General features: G+C 61.5%; 14 protein-coding genes and 1 tRNA gene. All 15 read right to left on the bottom strand.

Annotated features, from left to right (window positions below; translation table 11 throughout):
* Positions 1-623: GTP-binding protein (locus tag V6L75_RS20855; protein ID WP_334253383.1), on the bottom strand; the 623-nt coding region annotated here is incomplete at its 3' end.
* Positions 624-667: 44 nt separating this feature from the next.
* Positions 668-2,743: an elongation factor G gene (gene fusA / locus V6L75_RS20850; RefSeq protein ID WP_334253382.1), complete on the bottom strand. Its 2,076-nt coding sequence runs from the start codon at positions 2,741-2,743 to the stop codon at positions 668-670.
* Between the two features lie 21 nt (positions 2,744-2,764).
* On the bottom strand, positions 2,765-3,235 hold the full coding sequence (rpsG, locus tag V6L75_RS20845) for a 30S ribosomal protein S7 (protein WP_019966690.1): 471 nt from the start codon (positions 3,233-3,235) through the stop codon (positions 2,765-2,767).
* Positions 3,236-3,247: 12 nt separating this feature from the next.
* Positions 3,248-3,619, bottom strand: coding sequence for a 30S ribosomal protein S12 (rpsL, locus tag V6L75_RS20840; protein ID WP_019966691.1), 372 nt, complete (start codon positions 3,617-3,619; stop codon positions 3,248-3,250).
* 777 nt (positions 3,620-4,396) lie between these two features.
* A complete protein-coding gene (locus tag V6L75_RS20835; protein WP_050475501.1) occupies positions 4,397-4,696 on the bottom strand; it encodes a hypothetical protein in 300 nt (99 codons plus the stop codon).
* A 71-nt stretch (positions 4,697-4,767) separates the two neighbouring features.
* A complete protein-coding gene (rpoC, locus tag V6L75_RS20830) occupies positions 4,768-8,967 on the bottom strand; it encodes a DNA-directed RNA polymerase subunit beta' (protein ID WP_334253381.1) in 4,200 nt (1,399 codons plus the stop codon).
* A 97-nt stretch (positions 8,968-9,064) separates the two neighbouring features.
* On the bottom strand, positions 9,065-13,201 hold the full coding sequence (rpoB, locus tag V6L75_RS20825; protein WP_334253380.1) for a DNA-directed RNA polymerase subunit beta: 4,137 nt from the start codon (positions 13,199-13,201) through the stop codon (positions 9,065-9,067).
* A gap of 190 nt (positions 13,202-13,391) precedes the next feature.
* Positions 13,392-13,766, bottom strand: a complete 375-nt coding sequence (gene rplL / locus V6L75_RS20820) for a 50S ribosomal protein L7/L12 (protein WP_334253379.1) — start codon at positions 13,764-13,766, stop codon at positions 13,392-13,394.
* A gap of 65 nt (positions 13,767-13,831) precedes the next feature.
* Positions 13,832-14,350: a 50S ribosomal protein L10 gene (gene rplJ, locus V6L75_RS20815; protein ID WP_050475500.1), complete on the bottom strand. Its 519-nt coding sequence runs from the start codon at positions 14,348-14,350 to the stop codon at positions 13,832-13,834.
* Positions 14,351-14,753: 403 nt separating this feature from the next.
* Positions 14,754-15,449, bottom strand: a complete 696-nt coding sequence (rplA, locus tag V6L75_RS20810; RefSeq protein WP_334253378.1) for a 50S ribosomal protein L1 — start codon at positions 15,447-15,449, stop codon at positions 14,754-14,756.
* Between the two features lie 4 nt (positions 15,450-15,453).
* On the bottom strand, positions 15,454-15,882 hold the full coding sequence (rplK, locus tag V6L75_RS20805) for a 50S ribosomal protein L11 (protein ID WP_019966698.1): 429 nt from the start codon (positions 15,880-15,882) through the stop codon (positions 15,454-15,456).
* 158 nt (positions 15,883-16,040) lie between these two features.
* Positions 16,041-16,571: a transcription termination/antitermination protein NusG gene (gene nusG, locus V6L75_RS20800; protein ID WP_019966699.1), complete on the bottom strand. Its 531-nt coding sequence runs from the start codon at positions 16,569-16,571 to the stop codon at positions 16,041-16,043.
* A 41-nt stretch (positions 16,572-16,612) separates the two neighbouring features.
* Positions 16,613-16,810, bottom strand: coding sequence for a preprotein translocase subunit SecE (gene secE / locus V6L75_RS20795; RefSeq protein WP_334253377.1), 198 nt, complete (start codon positions 16,808-16,810; stop codon positions 16,613-16,615).
* Between the two features lie 104 nt (positions 16,811-16,914).
* Positions 16,915-16,990 (bottom strand) — tRNA-Trp (locus V6L75_RS20790).
* Between the two features lie 117 nt (positions 16,991-17,107).
* Positions 17,108-17,206, bottom strand: a 99-nt coding sequence (locus V6L75_RS20785) for an EF-Tu C-terminal domain-related protein (protein WP_343224728.1), incomplete at its 5' end; no start/stop codon positions are given.

The raw sequence follows: 17,206 nt of genomic DNA, 5'->3' as shown, positions 1-17,206 counted from the left end.
GGACGGTCCGGCGTCGGGATGTAGGCATCAACAGCCTCCATCAGAGCGCGGATGGCGTCACGGCCGATGTTGGCGTCGCGGTTTTCAACCGCAGCCAGGGCCGAGCCCTTGACGATCGGAATGTCGTCGCCCGGGAAGTCATACGAGGAGAGCAGCTCGCGCAGCTCCATCTCGACGAGATCCAGAAGCTCTTCGTCGTCGACCTGGTCGACCTTGTTCATGAACACCACCAGAGCCGGCACGCCGACCTGACGGGCGAGCAGGATGTGCTCGCGGGTCTGCGGCATCGGGCCGTCAGCGGCCGAGCACACCAGGATCGCGCCGTCCATCTGGGCAGCACCGGTGATCATGTTCTTCACGTAGTCGGCGTGACCCGGGCAGTCAACGTGAGCGTAGTGACGGTTGGCCGTCTCATACTCAACGTGTGCCGTCGAGATCGTGATGCCGCGCGCCTTTTCTTCCGGCGCTGCGTCGATCTGGTCATAGGCCTTGGCAACCGCGCCGCCGGTCTCAGCCAGCGTCATCGTGATCGCCGCGGTCAGCGTCGTCTTGCCGTGGTCAACGTGGCCAATCGTGCCGATGTTGACGTGCGGCTTCGTGCGCTCAAACTTTTCCTTCGCCATCGGATTACTCCGCTTTCTCTAGTTCTTTAATGTCGGTCGGTGGTTCAGGCGTACTTCGCCTGAACCTGGTCAGCAACGGCCTGCGGCACCTGCTCGTAATGGTCGAACACCATCGAGTACTGCGCACGCCCCTGCGACATGGACCGCAGGTTGTTCACGTAGCCAAACATGTTGGCAAGCGGGACCATCGCGGTGATCGCGGTCACAACACCACGGTCTTCCGTGCCGTTGATCTGGCCGCGGCGGGAGTTCAGGTCGCCGATCACATCGCCCATGTAGTCAGCCGGGGTCACGACCTCGACCTTCATGATGGGCTCGAGCAGCTTCGGACCGGCCTTTGCGATGGCTTCACGGAAGCCGGCGCGGGCAGCGATTTCGAAGGCCAGAACCGAGGAGTCCACGTCGTGGTAGGCACCGTCGGTCAGGCTCGCCTTGATGTCGACCATCGGGAAGCCGGCGAGCGGGCCCGAAGACATCACGCTCTCGATACCCTTGGTCACGCCCGGGATGTATTCCTTCGGAACAGCACCACCGACGATCTGGCTCTCGAAGGCATAGCCTGCACCCACTTCGTTCGGCTCGATGACGAGCTTGATGCGGGCGAACTGGCCAGTACCACCGGTCTGCTTCTTGTGGGTGTAGTCCACTTCGGCGCGGCGGGTGATCGTCTCGCGATAGGCCACCTGCGGAGCACCGATATTGGCTTCCACCTTGAACTCGCGGCGCATGCGGTCGACGATGATGTCGAGGTGAAGTTCACCCATGCCGGCGATGATCGTCTGGCCGCTTTCCTCGTCGGTCTTGACGCGGAAGGACGGATCTTCAGCAGCCAGGCGGTTGAGCGCGAGGCCCATCTTTTCCTGGTCGCCCTTGGTCTTCGGCTCGACGGCGATCTCGATCACCGGCTCGGGGAATTCCATGCGCTCCAGGATAACCGGCTTGGCAGGATCGCAGAGCGTGTCACCCGTGGTGGTGTCCTTCAGACCGGCGATGGCAACGATGTCGCCTGCATAGGCAACGTCGATGTCTTCACGGCTGTTGGCATGCATCTGCATCATGCGGCCGACGCGTTCCTTCTTGTCCTTCACGGTGTTCTGCAGGGACGTGCCCTTGTTCAGAACGCCCGAGTAGATGCGGCAGAAGGTGAGCGAACCGACGAACGGGTCGTTCATGATCTTGAACGCCAGCATGGACAGGGGCTCTTCGTCGCTGGACTTGCGGAGGATTTCCCCCTCGGTCTTCGGATCGATGCCCTTGATGGCCGGAACGTCGAGCGGGCACGGCAGGTAGTCCACCACGCCGTCGAGCAGCGGCTGAACGCCCTTGTTCTTGAAGGCCGAGCCAGCGAAGATCGGAACGAACTCGCCGCTGATGGTGCCCTTGCGGATCAGCGCCTTCAGCGTGTCATTGTCCGGCTCGTTGCCTTCCAGATACGCTTCCATGGCAGCTTCATCGACTTCGACAGCCGTCTCGATCATGGCGTCACGGAATTCCTGGGCCTTGTCAGCCAGGTCAGCCGGGATCTCGACTTCGTCCCAGGCAGCGCCCAGGGTCTCGTCGCGCCAGATCAGCGCCTTCATCTTGATCAGATCGACAACGCCAGCGAACTCGCTTTCGGCACCAACCGGAATCTGTACGCACAGAGCCTTGGCACCCAGACGGGTCTTGACCATCTCGACGCAGCGGTAGAAGTCCGCACCGAGCTTGTCCATCTTGTTGACGAAGATCATGCGCGGCACGCGGTACTTGTCCGCCTGACGCCACACGGTTTCAGTCTGGGGCTCAACGCCAGCGTTGGCGTCGAGAAGGGCAACGGCACCGTCCAGCACGCGCAGGGAACGCTCCACCTCGATGGTGAAGTCCACGTGACCCGGGGTGTCAATGATGTTCAGGCGCTTTTCATTCCAGAAAGCGGTGGTTGCGGCGGACGTGATCGTGATGCCGCGTTCCTGTTCCTGCTCCATCCAGTCCATGGTGGCAGCGCCATCATGAACTTCACCGATCTTGTGGCTCTTACCCGTGTAGTACAGGATGCGCTCGGTGGTCGTGGTCTTGCCGGCATCGATGTGAGCCATGATGCCGAAGTTGCGGTAGTCCTCGATTTTGTGCGTGCGAGACATGACGTCAGCCCTTTTCCAGGATTACCAGCGATAGTGAGAGAAGGCGCGGTTCGCGTCCGCCATGCGGTGCGTGTCTTCGCGCTTCTTCACTGCGGAACCACGGTTGTTCGCGGCATCGAGCATTTCGCCCGACAGGCGGTCCACCATGGTGGTTTCATTGCGGTTGCGGGCTGCAGTGATCAGCCAGCGGATCGCCAGTGCCTGACGGCGGTCCGTACGGACTTCCACCGGAACCTGGTAGGTCGCACCACCGACGCGGCGGGAGCGGACTTCCACCTGCGGCATGACGTTTTCGAGAGCCGCATGGAACACCTCGATGGGGTTCTCACGGGTCTTCTTCTCGATGATGTCGAAGGCACCGTAAACGATGCGCTCAGCCACGGACTTCTTGCCGTGATACATGATCGAGTTCATGAACTTCGTAACGACGATATCACCGAACTTGGGATCCGGAATGATCTCGCGCTTTTCTGCGCTATGACGACGGGACATGCCGCGCGCTCCTTACTTCGGCCGCTTGGCGCCGTACTTCGAACGGCGCTGCTTACGGTTCTTGACGCCCTGGGTGTCGAGCACGCCACGGATGATATGGTAGCGAACGCCCGGCAAATCCTTGACGCGGCCGCCGCGGATCATCACCACGGAGTGTTCCTGAAGGTTGTGGCCTTCACCCGGGATGTAGCCGATGACTTCGAAGCCATTCGTCAGGCGCACCTTGGCAACCTTACGAAGTGCCGAGTTCGGCTTCTTCGGCGTCGTGGTGTAAACGCGGGTGCAAACACCACGCTTCTGCGGGCAGGCCTCCATGGCCGGCACCTTGTTCCGCTTCGGCGGGTCTTTCCGCGGCTTGCGGATCAGCTGGTTGATGGTCGGCATTCTGTGCCCTTTACCTCTGCCATCCAAAAATTCGTACGCTACCCTGCTTTTCACTGACTACGTGACAAACGTAATCGCGCCTCAGCCATGCTTGCACATGGGAGGCGCTGCGAAAACCAGAGGACCACGAGGTTAATCGCGGTCGTGCAATCGACGCTTATTCGCCTTTTTGAACCCGGCAGCGTTTAAGTTTTCAGGTTCCTTGCGTAGACCGCTGGAACGCATCAGGACTTACCGCCTGCCCTTGGGATGGGCGGACACTACTCACGGCGCCCCCTGCCGTCAAGGGAAATCTCGGATTTCTGCGGGATTGGCCTGCCCTGCTGCACCTTGGCCGCGGCAAGGCCTGAATCCGTGCGTTTCCGCATCTTTTATAACACCAACACGCGCAGTATTGTAATTAAATTATAAGGCCCCAGCATCCTGCAAGCCTCGATCCTGCGCCGGTTAACCCTGCCTTGCGAATCCTGCAAGGCTGTTCTGCACCCTGCTGAGCCGCAGAAGCCCCGAATCTCCGCCGGATTTCCCGAAAGCCGGGACTCAGGGCACGGTGAAGCGGTTGTTTGCCCGTTAAGGAATCACAGGAAGGGAATCAGGGCGCCCTGCCCTGCGCCAATGCGGCTTGCTGGATCAGTCAGGCCACTGCAGCTGCCTGGGCTGCCAAACCTACCTGCGCGAACGGTAAACACGCCACAAACCGGTTTCTTCAAATGCACAGGGACGGCAGCTGGCCTGTTGCCCTCTGCCGTCCCTGCTCTTCTGACTGTGACTGCCGCGTCAATCGCGGAAGGTGATTACCGCAACATTGCCGGACAGGGCGTCCTGATAGGCGCCTTCATAGGTCGGATCATCCGGCTCGCCCTCCAGCACGCCGATCTGGTCGAGCTCGGCCTCTGCAAAGCCCTCTCCCGCCAGCGCTTCCAGCGTCTTGCGCACGGCACTGTCGTCATCGGGGGCGGTCAGCATCACGTGGATCGGCACCGCATCTTCCGGTCCGCCATCCTCGCTGTCCCAGACCCGGCCAATCACCAGGAAGACCGTCGGCTCCAGCGGAGCATCATCGTCATTGCCAGCCATCACGGCCTCCTTCTTAATAAACGAAAGGCCGCACGGGTGGCGGCCTTTCTGGTTCATGGGTCCGGGGCCGCTTATTCGGCTGCGCCGGACAGATCCTCCAGCAGGCCTTCTGCGGCGCTGTCGCCCGAGCGCTTGCGGCGCTCGTCGAGGATCAGGTCGTCGCGGTGGGTCGCGATCTGACGGATGCGCTTCATCACGCCGCCGGTACCAGCCGGGATCAGACGGCCGACGATGACGTTCTCCTTCAGGCCGACCAGCGGGTCGATCTTGCCGTTGACGGCGGCGTCGGTCAGGACGCGCGTCGTCTCCTGGAAGGAGGCTGCCGAGAAGAACGACCGGGTCTGCAGGCTCGCCTTGGTGATACCCAGGAGAACCGGCACGCCCTTGGCCGGGGTCTTGGCGTCGTCGATGGCACGCTCGTTCGCCTCGTCGAAGTCGAGCTGGTCGACCTGCTCGCCCGAGAAGAACTCGGTCTCGCCCGGGTCGGTGATCTCGACCTTCTGCAGCATCTGGCGAACGATCACCTCAATGTGCTTGTCGTTGATCACCACGCCCTGCAGACGGTAGACTTCCTGGATCTCGTTGACGAGATAGGCCGCGAGCGCTTCCACGCCCTTGACCGCCAGAATGTCATGCGGTGCCGGGTTGCCGTCGAGGATGTACTCACCCTTCTCGATGACATCGCCTTCCTGAAGATGGAAGTGCTTGCCCTTCGGGATCAGGTACTCGACCGGCTCCAGTGCCTCGTCATGCGGCTCCACGATGATGCGGCGCTTGTTCTTGTAATCGCGGCCGAAGCGGATGGTACCGCTGATTTCCGCGATGATGGCATGGTCCTTCGGACGGCGCGCCTCGAACAGTTCCGCCACGCGGGGCAGACCACCGGTGATGTCCTTCGTCTTGGCGCTTTCCAGCGGGATACGTGCGAGCACGTCACCAGCCTTCACCCGGTTGCCCGGCTGCACCGACAGAATGGCGTCCACCGAGAGCAGCAGACGGGCGTCGCCGCCACGGGCCAGCTTGCAGATCGAACCATTGGCGTCCTTGACGACAACCGCGGGCTTGAGATCCTGGCCGCGATGCGACGTGCGCCAGTCGATGACGACACGCTTGGTGATACCGGTCGCCTCGTCGGTGGTTTCCTGCACCGAAGCGCCGTCCACCAGGTCCTCGAAGTCGACCACACCATCCACTTCCGACAGCATCGGACGGGTGTAGGGGTCCCACTCGGCGATACGCTGGCCGCGCTTGACCGCATCACCATCGTCCACCAGCAGCTTGGCGCCGTAGGTGACGCGATGGACAGCGCGCTCGTTGCCGTCACTGTCAACGACGATGAGCGACATGTTGCGCACCATGGCAATCAGGTTGCCATCGCTGTCGCGGGTGGCGGCGCGGTTGCGGATCTTGATCGTGCCATCGACGTTGGATTCGATGAACGAGCTGTCCACCACCTGTGCCGTGCCACCGATGTGGAACGTGCGCATGGTCAGCTGGGTGCCCGGCTCACCGATCGACTGAGCGGCGATAACGCCTACAGCTTCACCGATGTTGACCGGCGTACCACGGGCAAGGTCACGGCCATAGCAGGTGCCGCAGACGCCCGTCACGGTCTGACAGGTCAGAACCGAACGGATCTTGATCTGCTGAACCTTGGCAGCCTCGATCAGCTCCACGTCCTTCTCGTCGATCATGCGGCCCTTCGGCACGATGATCTCGCCGGTTGCGTGGTTGTAGACGTCTTCTGCCGCCGTACGGCCGAGAACACGCTGGCCAAGGCTTGCGATGACCTGACCGGCGTCCACGATCGCCTGAACGGTGATGCCGTTCTCGGAGCCACAGTCGACTTCAAGGATGATCGAGTCCTGAGCCACGTCCACGAGGCGGCGGGTCAGGTAGCCCGAGTTCGCCGTCTTGAGCGCGGTGTCAGCCAGACCCTTACGGGCGCCGTGGGTGGAGTTGAAGTACTCCAGAACCGACAGGCCTTCCTTGAAGTTCGAGATAATCGGGTTTTCGATGATCTCGCCCGACGGCTTGGCCATAAGGCCGCGCATGCCGGCAAGCTGCTTCATCTGGGCCGGAGAACCACGGGCACCCGAGTGGGACATCATGTAAACCGAATTCATCGGCTTCTGACGGCCCGTCTCCTGATCGATCTGAACCGCCTGAATGCGCTTCATCATCTCGTCAGCGATGCGGTCGGTGCACTTGGCCCAGGCGTCAACCACCTTGTTGTACTTCTCGCCCTGAGTGATCAGGCCGTCGTTGTACTGCTGCTCGTATTCGGCAACCATCGCGGCCGTCTCGCCCACCAGCTTCTGCTTGGTGTCCGGGATCACCATGTCGTCCTTGCCGAACGAAATGCCGGCGCTGCACGCATTGCGGAACCCGAGCTGCATGATGCGGTCGCAGAAAATGACCGTCTCCTTCTGACCGCAGGCGCGGTAGACGGTGTCGATCATGCGCGAGACTTCCTTCTTCGTCATCAGCCTGTTGCAGGTGTCGAAGGGAACCTCGTGATGCTTCGGCAGCAGTTCGGCAATCATCATGCGGCCCGGCGTCGTCTCGAAGATGCCGGAGGTCGGATTGCCGTCCGCGTCGATAGAGCGGAAGCGTCCGCGGATCTTCGTGTGCAGCGTGATGACCTTGTTGGCCAGCGCGTGCTGGATCTCGCCCATGTTGCCGAAGGCCATGCCTTCGCCCGGCTCGTTCTCTGCCATGATGGACAGATAATAGAGACCCAGAACGATGTCCTGAGACGGAACGATGATCGGGCCGCCGTTGGCCGGATGCAGGATGTTGTTGGTCGACATCATCAGCGTGCGGGCTTCCAGCTGGGCTTCCAGCGAAAGCGGCACGTGCACGGCCATCTGGTCACCGTCGAAGTCGGCGTTGAATGCCGAGCAGACGAGCGGATGCAGCTGGATGGCCTTGCCTTCGATCAGTGTCGGCTCGAACGCCTGGATGCCGAGACGGTGCAGCGTCGGCGCACGGTTCAGGAGAACCGGGTGCTCGCGGATGACCTCGTCGAGGATATCCCAGACTTCCGGACGCTCTTTCTCGACCAGCTTCTTGGCCTGCTTGACGGTCGAGGAGAAGCCCTTCGCGTCGAGACGCGAATAGATGAAGGGCTTGAACAGCTCGAGAGCCATCTTCTTCGGCAGGCCGCACTGGTGCAGCTTCAGCTCCGGACCAACGGTGATCACCGAACGGCCGGAATAGTCGACGCGCTTGCCGAGCAGGTTCTGACGGAAGCGGCCCTGCTTGCCCTTGAGCATGTCGGACAGCGACTTCAGCGGACGCTTGTTGGCACCGGTGATGACACGGCCGCGGCGGCCGTTATCGAACAGGGCGTCAACGGACTCCTGCAGCATGCGCTTTTCGTTGCGGATGATGATATCCGGCGCACGCAGCTCGATGAGGCGCTTCAGACGGTTGTTACGGTTGATCACGCGGCGGTACAGATCGTTCAGATCCGACGTCGCGAAACGGCCGCCGTCCAGCGGAACCAGCGGGCGCAGATCCGGCGGAATCACCGGAATCACGGTCATGATCATCCATTCCGGACGGTTGCCCGACTCGGTGAAGGCTTCGATGACCTTGAGGCGCTTGGCCAGCTTCTTCGGCTTCAGCTCGGTGGTCGCTTCGGCGATCTCGACGCGCAGCTTCTCGCTTTCGCGCACCAGATCCAGCGACATCAGCATCTCGCGGATGGCTTCCGCGCCGATCATCGCCGTGAAGGCGTCCTCGCCGTACTCGTCCTGGGCGCTGATATATTCTTCCTCGCTCAGCAGCTGGTTCTGCTTCAGCGGGGTCAGGCCCGGCTCGAGAACCACATAGTTCTCGAAATAGAGCACGCGCTCCAGATCCTTCAGCGTCATGTCCAGCAGAAGGCCGATGCGGGAGGGCAGCGACTTCAGGAACCAGATATGCGCAACAGGGGCTGCAAGCTCGATGTGGCCCATGCGCTCACGGCGCACGCGGCTCAGCGTCACTTCGACGCCGCACTTCTCACAGATGACGCCCTTGTACTTCATGCGCTTGTACTTGCCGCACAAGCATTCGTAGTCCTTGATCGGACCAAAGATACGGGCGCAGAACAGACCATCACGCTCAGGCTTGAACGTGCGGTAGTTGATCGTCTCCGGCTTCTTGATCTCACCATAGGACCAAGACATGATCCGCTCGGGGCTGGCGAGAGAAATCCGGATCTGGTCGAAGGTCTGCGCGGGAGCCTGCTGGTTGAACAGGTTCATGACCTCATGATTCATGGGCTCTCTCCTTCGATGCACGGATGGGGAGCGGGCCGTGCCCACTCCCCTTTTCCTGCACTGTACGTCCTGTTTCAGTCTTTTTCATGCCCGCAGATCACTCTGCCGCGTCTGCCGCGGGCTCGTCGGTAATTGCGGGAAGATCGGACTGCTGAAGCTCCACGTTGAGACCCAGCGACCGCATTTCCTTCACGAGAACGTTGAAGCTCTCCGGAATGCCGGCCTCGAAGGTGTCGTCACCACGGACGATAGCCTCGTAGACCTTCGTGCGGCCCGCGACGTCATCCGACTTCACGGTCAGCATTTCCTGCAGCGTATAGGCAGCGCCATATGCTTCAAGGGCCCACACCTCCATTTCACCGAAGCGCTGGCCGCCGAACTGCGCCTTGCCACCCAGCGGCTGCTGGGTCACGAGCGAGTAAGGTCCAATCGAACGGGCGTGGATCTTGTCGTCCACGAGGTGGTGCAGCTTGAGCATGTAGATGTAACCCACGGTGACCTTGCGGTCGAAGGCTTCACCCGTCCGCCCGTCGTAGAGGGTCGACTGCCCGCTGGCGTCAAGGCCGGCTGCGTCGAGCATCTCCACGATGTCCGGCTCATGCGCGCCGTCGAAGACCGGCGTCGCAATCGAAACGCCCTTCTTCAGCTGTTCGGCAAGACGCAGGACGCTCTCGTCATCGTAGCGCTTGACGGCATCGCCCTTGATGTTGTCGCCGTAGAGTTCGTGGATCTCGCCCTTAAGAGCCTGGATCTCACCCGTCTTGCGGTACTCATCATAGAGCTCGCCGATCTTGCGGCCCATGCCTGCGCAGGCCCACCCAAGGTGGGTCTCGAGGATCTGGCCCACGTTCATGCGCGACGGCACGCCCAGCGGGTTGAGCACGATGTCGACATGCGTGCCGTCCGCCAGGAACGGCATGTCCTCGTTCGGGTTGATCTTGGAGACCACACCCTTGTTGCCGTGACGGCCGGCCATCTTGTCGCCCGGCTGGATCTTGCGCTTCACAGCAACGAAGACCTTGACCATCTTCATGACGCCAGGGGGCAGCTCGTCACCGCGCTGCAGCTTCTCCACCTTGTCGATGAAACGCTGCTCGAGGCGCTTGCGGCTTTCGTCATACTGGCCGCGCAGGGCTTCCACTTCGCTCATGAACTTTTCATCGTCCATGGCAAACTGCCACCACTGCGAACGCGGGTATTCGCCAAGGACGTCACCGGTCAGGTTGGTGTCCTTCTTGAAGCCCTTCGGGCCGGCAATGGCGGTCTTGCCGAGCAGCATCTCGGCCAGACGGCCATAGACGTTGCGGTCAAGGATTGCCTGCTCGTCATCGCGGTCCTTGGCCAGGCGCTCGATTTCCTCGCGCTCGATGGCCATCGCACGCTCGTCCTTCTCGACGCCGTGACGATTGAACACGCGCACTTCCACGACCGTGCCGGCAACGCCGGGCGGAAGGCGCAGGGAGGTGTCACGAACGTCCGAAGCCTTTTCACCGAAGATGGCGCGCAGAAGCTTTTCTTCCGGCGTCATCGGGCTTTCGCCCTTCGGCGTGATCTTGCCGACGAGGATGTCGCCCGGCTTCACTTCGGCACCGATGTAGACGATGCCGGCTTCGTCGAGGTTCTTCAGCGCTTCTTCCGAGACGTTCGGAATGTCGCGCGTGATTTCTTCCGGTCCGAGCTTGGTGTCACGGGCGGCGACTTCAAACTCTTCCAGATGGATCGAGGTGAAGACGTCATCGGACACGATGCGTTCGGACAGGAGGATGGAGTCCTCGAAGTTGTAACCGTTCCACGGCATAAACGCGACGAGCACGTTGCGGCCGAGTGCCAGATCGCCCAGATCCGTCGACGGGCCGTCAGCAATGATGTCACCCTTGGAGATGACGTCACCGACACGGACCAGCGGACGCTGGTTGATACAGGTGTTCTGGTTCGAACGCTGGAACTTCATCAGGCGGTAGATGTCGACGCCCGACTTGGACGGATCGAGATCTTCCGTGGCGCGGATAACGATACGGGTCGCGTCGACCTGATCCACCACGCCGCCGCGGCGGGCACCGATGGCAGCACCCGAGTCACGGGCCACGATCGGCTCCATGCCGGTGCCAACAAACGGCGCTTCAGCGCGCACCAGAGGCACGGCCTGACGCTGCATGTTCGAGCCCATGAGAGCGCGGTTGGCGTCGTCGTTTTCCAGGAACGGAATGAGCGCGGCAGCGACCGAAACCAGCTGCTTCGGCGACACGTCCATCAGGTCCACGCGGTCGGACGGAACGAGCATGTTTTCACCGGCGTGACGGCAGGTGACCAGCTCTTCCACCAGACGGTTGCCCTCGTCGAGGACAGCGTTGGACTGGGCGACGTAGTGCTTGGCTTCTTCCATGGCCGAGAGATAGACGACTTCGTCAGAGACGATGCCATCACGCACCTTGCGGTACGGGCTCTCGATAAAGCCGTACTTGTTCACGCGGGCGAAGGTCGCCAGCGAGTTGATCAGACCGATGTTCGGGCCTTCCGGCGTCTCGATCGGGCAGATACGGCCATAGTGGGTCGGATGCACGTCGCGGACTTCGAAGCCGGCGCGCTCACGCGTCAGACCGCCCGGTCCAAGTGCCGACAGGCGGCGCTTGTGCGTCACTTCGGACAGCGGGTTGGTCTGGTCCATGAACTGGCTGAGCTGCGAGGAGCCGAAGAACTCGCGCACGGCAGCTGCGGCCGGCTTGGCGTTGATCAGGTCCTGCGGCATGACCGTGTCGATGTCGACAGAGCTCATGCGCTCCTTGATCGCACGTTCCATGCGCAGCAGGCCGACGCGGTACTGGTTCTCCATGAGTTCGCCGACCGAACGCACACGGCGGTTGCCGAGGTTGTCGATGTCGTCGATCTCACCCTTGCCGTCGCGCAGGTCGAGCAGCAGCCTGATCACGGCCAGGATGTCTTCCTTGCGCAGGGTGCGCACGGTGTCCGGGCAGGCCAGGTCAAGGCGCATGTTCATCTTGACGCGGCCGACCGCAGACAGGTCGTAACGTTCGGCGTCAAAGAACAGCGACTGGAACATCGCTTCGGCAGAGTCCAGGGTGGGCGGCTCGCCCGGGCGCATCACGCGGTAGATGTCGAACAGCGCATCTTCACGGCTCTCGTTCTTGTCCGCAGCAAGCGTGTTGCGGATGTAAGCGCCGGTGTTGATGTGGTCGATATCGAGGACGGTCAGTTCCTCGTAGCCGCGCTGGATCAGCTCGTCGAGCAGCTTGGCGCTGATCTCGTCGCCAGCTTCGGCATAGATCTCGCCGGTCACGAAGTCGACGACGTCTTCCGCCAGATACTGGCCGTGCAGGTCTTCATCAGTCACCTTCAGGGCCTTGACGCCCTTTTCGGTGAGCTGCTTGATCGTGCGTGCGGTGATCTTGCGGCCGGCTTCGATCACGACTTCGCCGGTATCAGCGTCGATCAGATCGTAGGAAGCCTTGGTGCCCTTGAGGCGGTCGCCGTCGAACGGCATGCGCCAGGAACCCTTGCCCGCGCGCGAATAATCGATGCGCTGGTAGAAGGTGTTCAGGATCTCTTCGCCGTCGAGACCGAGGGCCATCAACAGAGAGGTCACCGGAATCTTGCGGCGGCGGTCGATACGCGCATAGACGATGTCCTTGGCGTCGAACTCGATGTCGAGCCAGGAACCGCGGTACGGGATCACGCGGGCAGCAAACAGCAGCTTGCCGCTGGAGTGGGTCTTGCCCTTGTCATGATCGAAGAACACGCCCGGGGAGCGGTGCATCTGGGACACGATGACACGCTCGGTGCCGTTCACGACGAACGTACCGTTCTCGGTCATGAAGGGGATGTCCCCCATGTAGACGTCCTGCTCCTTGATGTCCTTGACGGACTTCGCGCCGGTGTCTTCATCGACATCGAACACGATCAGGCGCAGGGTCACCTTCAGCGGGGCAGCAAAGGTCATGCTGCGCTGACGGCATTCCTCGACGTCGTACTTGGGCTGCTCGAACTCGAACTTGACGAATTCAAGCAGGGCCGTTCCGGCAAAATCGGAAATCGGGAAAACAGAGTTGAAGACCGCCTGGAGGCCTTCATCGGGGCGGCCGCCCTTGGGCTCCTCAACCTGCAGGAACTGGTCGTAGGAAGCCTTCTGAACCTCGATGAGGTTGGGCATTTCCGTTACATCGCGGATCGATCCGAAGAATTTCCGGACACGCTTGCGACCGTTGAACGTTAGGGTCATTGTCGCTCCTCGTTCGTATCGCCTTGGGTGACGGCTGTCCGGAACGCCCCTTGTCCAATCGGGCAGCTTCGCCCGGGCGCTTCGGATAACCGTCCCCTATTCGGGACTAATGCCCCGGAAACGGGTTATACCCGCCGGGGCCAGGAAACGGCCCCGGTTACCCGGGACCGCCTTGGATCTTTCGATCCTATTACTTGAGCTCGACCTTGGCGCCAGCCTCTTCGAGCTTCTTCTTGAGGTCTTCGGCTTCAGCCTTGGAGACCTGCTCCTTGACAACCTTCGGAGCGCCTTCGACGAGCTCCTTGGCTTCCTTCAGGCCGAGGCCGGTGATGGCGCGGACTTCCTTGATCACGTTGATCTTCTTGTCGCCGGCGTCAGCAAGAACGACGTCGAATTCGGTCTGCTCTTCAACAGCAGCAGCCGGAGCTGCACCAGCAACGGCAGCAACAGCCACCGGAGCTGCGGCGGACACGCCCCACTTCTCTTCGAGCATCTTGGACAGCTCAGCAGCTTCCATGACGGTCAGGGCGGACAGATCTTCAACGAGCTTTTCGAGGTTAGCCATTTCTTATGTACCTTACGTTCGAACCAAATGCTTGGTTACAGACAGTGTATTGCTTAGGGGGCGCCTTATGCGGCCTCGTCCTTCTTGGCATACGCGCCGAAAACGCGGGCGAGCTGCCCGGCCGGTGCGTTGACAACCTGGGCGATGCGGGATGCCGGGGTCTGGATCATGCCCACCAGCTTTGCGCGCAGCTCATCGAGCGACGGCATTGTGGCGAGAGACTTGACGCCTTCCGCATTCAGGTTGGTCTTGCCGAGAGCACCGCCGAGGATGACGAACTTGTCCGTCGTCTTGGCGAATTCCACCATGGCCTTGGGAGCCGCGACCGGATCTTCCGAATAGGCGATCAGGGTCGGGCCCGTGAAGAGGCCATTGATGTGCTCAAGGTCAGTGCCTTGAAGGGCAAGCTTTACAAGGCGGTTCTTTGCAACCTTTACGGTGCCGCCGGCGTCACGCACTTTCAACCGCAGCGCGGTCATCTGTGCAACCGAGAGACCCGCATAGTGCGCGACGACCACAACCGAAGTGCTACCCAGCTCTTCGTTGAGGGCGGTCACGAACTCGTGCTTTTCCGCTCTTTCCACTTGCCTACTCCATTTGATGGCGTTTCCGCCACCGGTTTGCCTTTGCCGCCAGCTTGGCAGTGCGGGGAAGCCCCGTACCGCGTCACAGGCGACGCTCAGGGTTTCCTGTCCCCTCACCTCGCTTGGAGCGCGGCAAGGCATCTGGTTCGAACCGTTGCAAAACCCGGCAAGCCGGAAACAAACTGGTTCTCACCCATCTATGCAGGCCCATTCGGCTTAGACCGGCTTCCCGGCACCTGCAGTCTCGGACAGGGATGATCCGGTACGGGACCGGACCAGTGCCTCCCGGCAGAACCGGGAGGAACCTCTTGGATGCGGCGCGGGCCGGAGCGTCAACTCCAGGCCGGTCACGCCGCTGCGGCCAGCGCGAAACCCGGCAGTAAGCCCTGCCGGGTCTGCAGCATCAGCCGTTGATCGAAGCCAGGTCGACCTTGACGCCCGGGCCCATCGTGGACGACAGGGCAACACGGCGCATGTACTGGCCCTTCGAACCGCTCGGCTTTGCCTTCTGGACGGCATCCACGAGAGCGCGGATGTTCTCGACCAGGGCGTCCTGGGTGAAGGAGACCTTGCCAACGCCGGCATGGATGATACCAGCCTTCTCGACGCGGAACTGCACGGCGCCGCCCTTGGCGTCACGCACGGCCGAAGCCACGTCCGGGGTCACGGTGCCGACCTTGGGGTTCGGCATCAGGCCGCGCGGGCCAAGCACCTTACCAAGACGGCCGACCAGCGGCATCATGTCCGGGGTTGCAATGCAGCGGTCGAAGTCGATCTTGCCGCCCTGCACTTCGTTGACCAGCTCTTCGGCGCCAACGATGTCTGCACCGGCAGCCTTGGCTTCTTCAGCCTTGTCGCCACGGGCAAACACGGCGACGCGGACGGTCTTGCCGGTGCCGTTCGGCAGCACGCAGACGCCGCGGACCATCTGGTCGGCGTGACGCGGGTCAACGCCGAGGTTGATCGCCACTTCGATGGTTTCGTCGAACTTCACCTTGGCGCGGTCCTTGAGCAGAGTCAGGGCTTCGCCGAGGCCGTAAAGCTTGTTGCTGTCGATGCCTTCACGAGCAGCACGGATACGCTTGCCAATCTTCGCCATGATCTTACTCCGTGACCTCGAGGCCCATCGAACGGGCAGAACCCTCAACCATGCGCATCGCCGCTTCCACGTCGTTCGCGTTGAGGTCCTTCATCTTGGCGGTGGCGATTTCACGCACCTGCGCCTTGTTCACCTTGCCAACCGTGCCACGGCCCGGGGTCTTGGAACCGGACTTCAGACCGGCAGCCTTCTTCAGGAAGAAGCTGACCGGAGCGGTCTTGATCTGGAAGGTGAAGGACTTGTCGGAGAAATAAGTGATCACGACCGGGCACGGAGCGCCCTTCTCGATATCCTGGGTCTGCGCGTTGAACGCCTTGCAGAATTCCATGATATTGAGGCCGCGCTGACCCAGCGCAGGACCGATCGGGGGAGACGGCGTTGCGGAGCCGGCTGCCACCTGCAGCTTGATGTAACCTTCGATTTTCTTCGCCATTATACTCTCCTAGCGAGCAAGCCGGACAAACCGGCATTCAGGAGCGGGTGGTCTGGCTTGACACGCCCGGCGTAGGCGCGCCTTACCTGCCACCCTCTTCTGCGCGGATGCCATGATGACATCCATGCAGCTTTGGCCGCCCGTGGGCGGCCGTTTGATCAGACCTTGTCGACCTGACCAAATTCTAGTTCGACCGGCGTCGGGCGGCCAAAGATCGACACGGCAACCTTGAGGCGCGCGCGCTCTTCGTCCACTTCCTCGACGAGGCCGGAGAAGGAGGCAAACGGGCCATCCGACACGCGGACCTGCTCGCCAACCTCGAAACTGACCGACGGCTTCGGCCGGTCAACACCTTCCTGAACCTGACTCAGGATGCGGCGCGCCTCGGCCTCCGAAATCGGAACGGGCTTCTGCTCGGAACCGAGGAAACCGCTGACCTTGGGAGTGTTCTTGATCAGATGGAACGCCTCGTCGGTCATATCCATCTTCACCAGAACATAGCCCGGGAAGAATTTGCGTTCGGCATCGACCTTGCGCCCGCGGCGCACTTCGACAACCTTTTCCATCGGAACGAGGATTTCCTCGAACAGGTCAGAAAGCCCCTTCTGGGCAGCTTTCTCGCGGATGGACTCGGCTACCTTCTTCTCGAAATTGGAGTAGGCATGCACAATGTACCAGCGCTTGGCCATGACCTCAGTTCCGTTTCCTGTTTCGTGAAACCTTGCAGACGTCAACCGCCCACGCCGAGGAGCAAGCCAATGCCCCAGCTCATCAGCTGATCCGCCAGAAGAAAGAAGGCGGACGCAAGCACAACCATCACAAACACCATGACGGTCGTAATGGCCGTTTCCTTACGGGTCGGCCAGGTCACCTTGGCAGCTTCGGAGCGAACCTGCTGGATAAACGTAAAGGGATTGCTCTTGGCCATTCCGGTTCCGGTCTTGTCACGACGAGCGGGCGCGCAGAATCATCCGCGCGCCCCGCCCGAGTGGTCCTCAATAAGGCCTCGGCGGCCAATATTCAAGAACAAAATGGCAGGGGCAGCAGGGCTCGAACCCGCGACCTGCGGTTTTGGAGACCGCCGCTCTACCAACTGAGCTATACCCCTGCACGGACGGGACCTGAAGTTCCGTCCAAACCTGTTCTTATCTCCGGTTTGGGCAACCCGCAAGGGGGCGATCAAGTCCGGAGGGGAAGGCGCCGGATGAGCCGGCGCCCGCCATCATCACTCGATGATCGATGCCACCACGCCGGCGCCGACGGTACGGCCACCTTCGCGGATAGCGAAGCGCAGGCCGTCTTCCATGGCGATCGGAACGATCAG

Origin of the sequence: Pannonibacter anstelovis, from assembly GCF_036881715.1 — a bacterium.
GTDB lineage: Bacteria > Pseudomonadota > Alphaproteobacteria > Rhizobiales > Stappiaceae > Pannonibacter > Pannonibacter anstelovis.
Note: the sequence above shows the minus strand (reverse complement) of the source record. Positions and strands in the feature narration are given on the sequence as shown.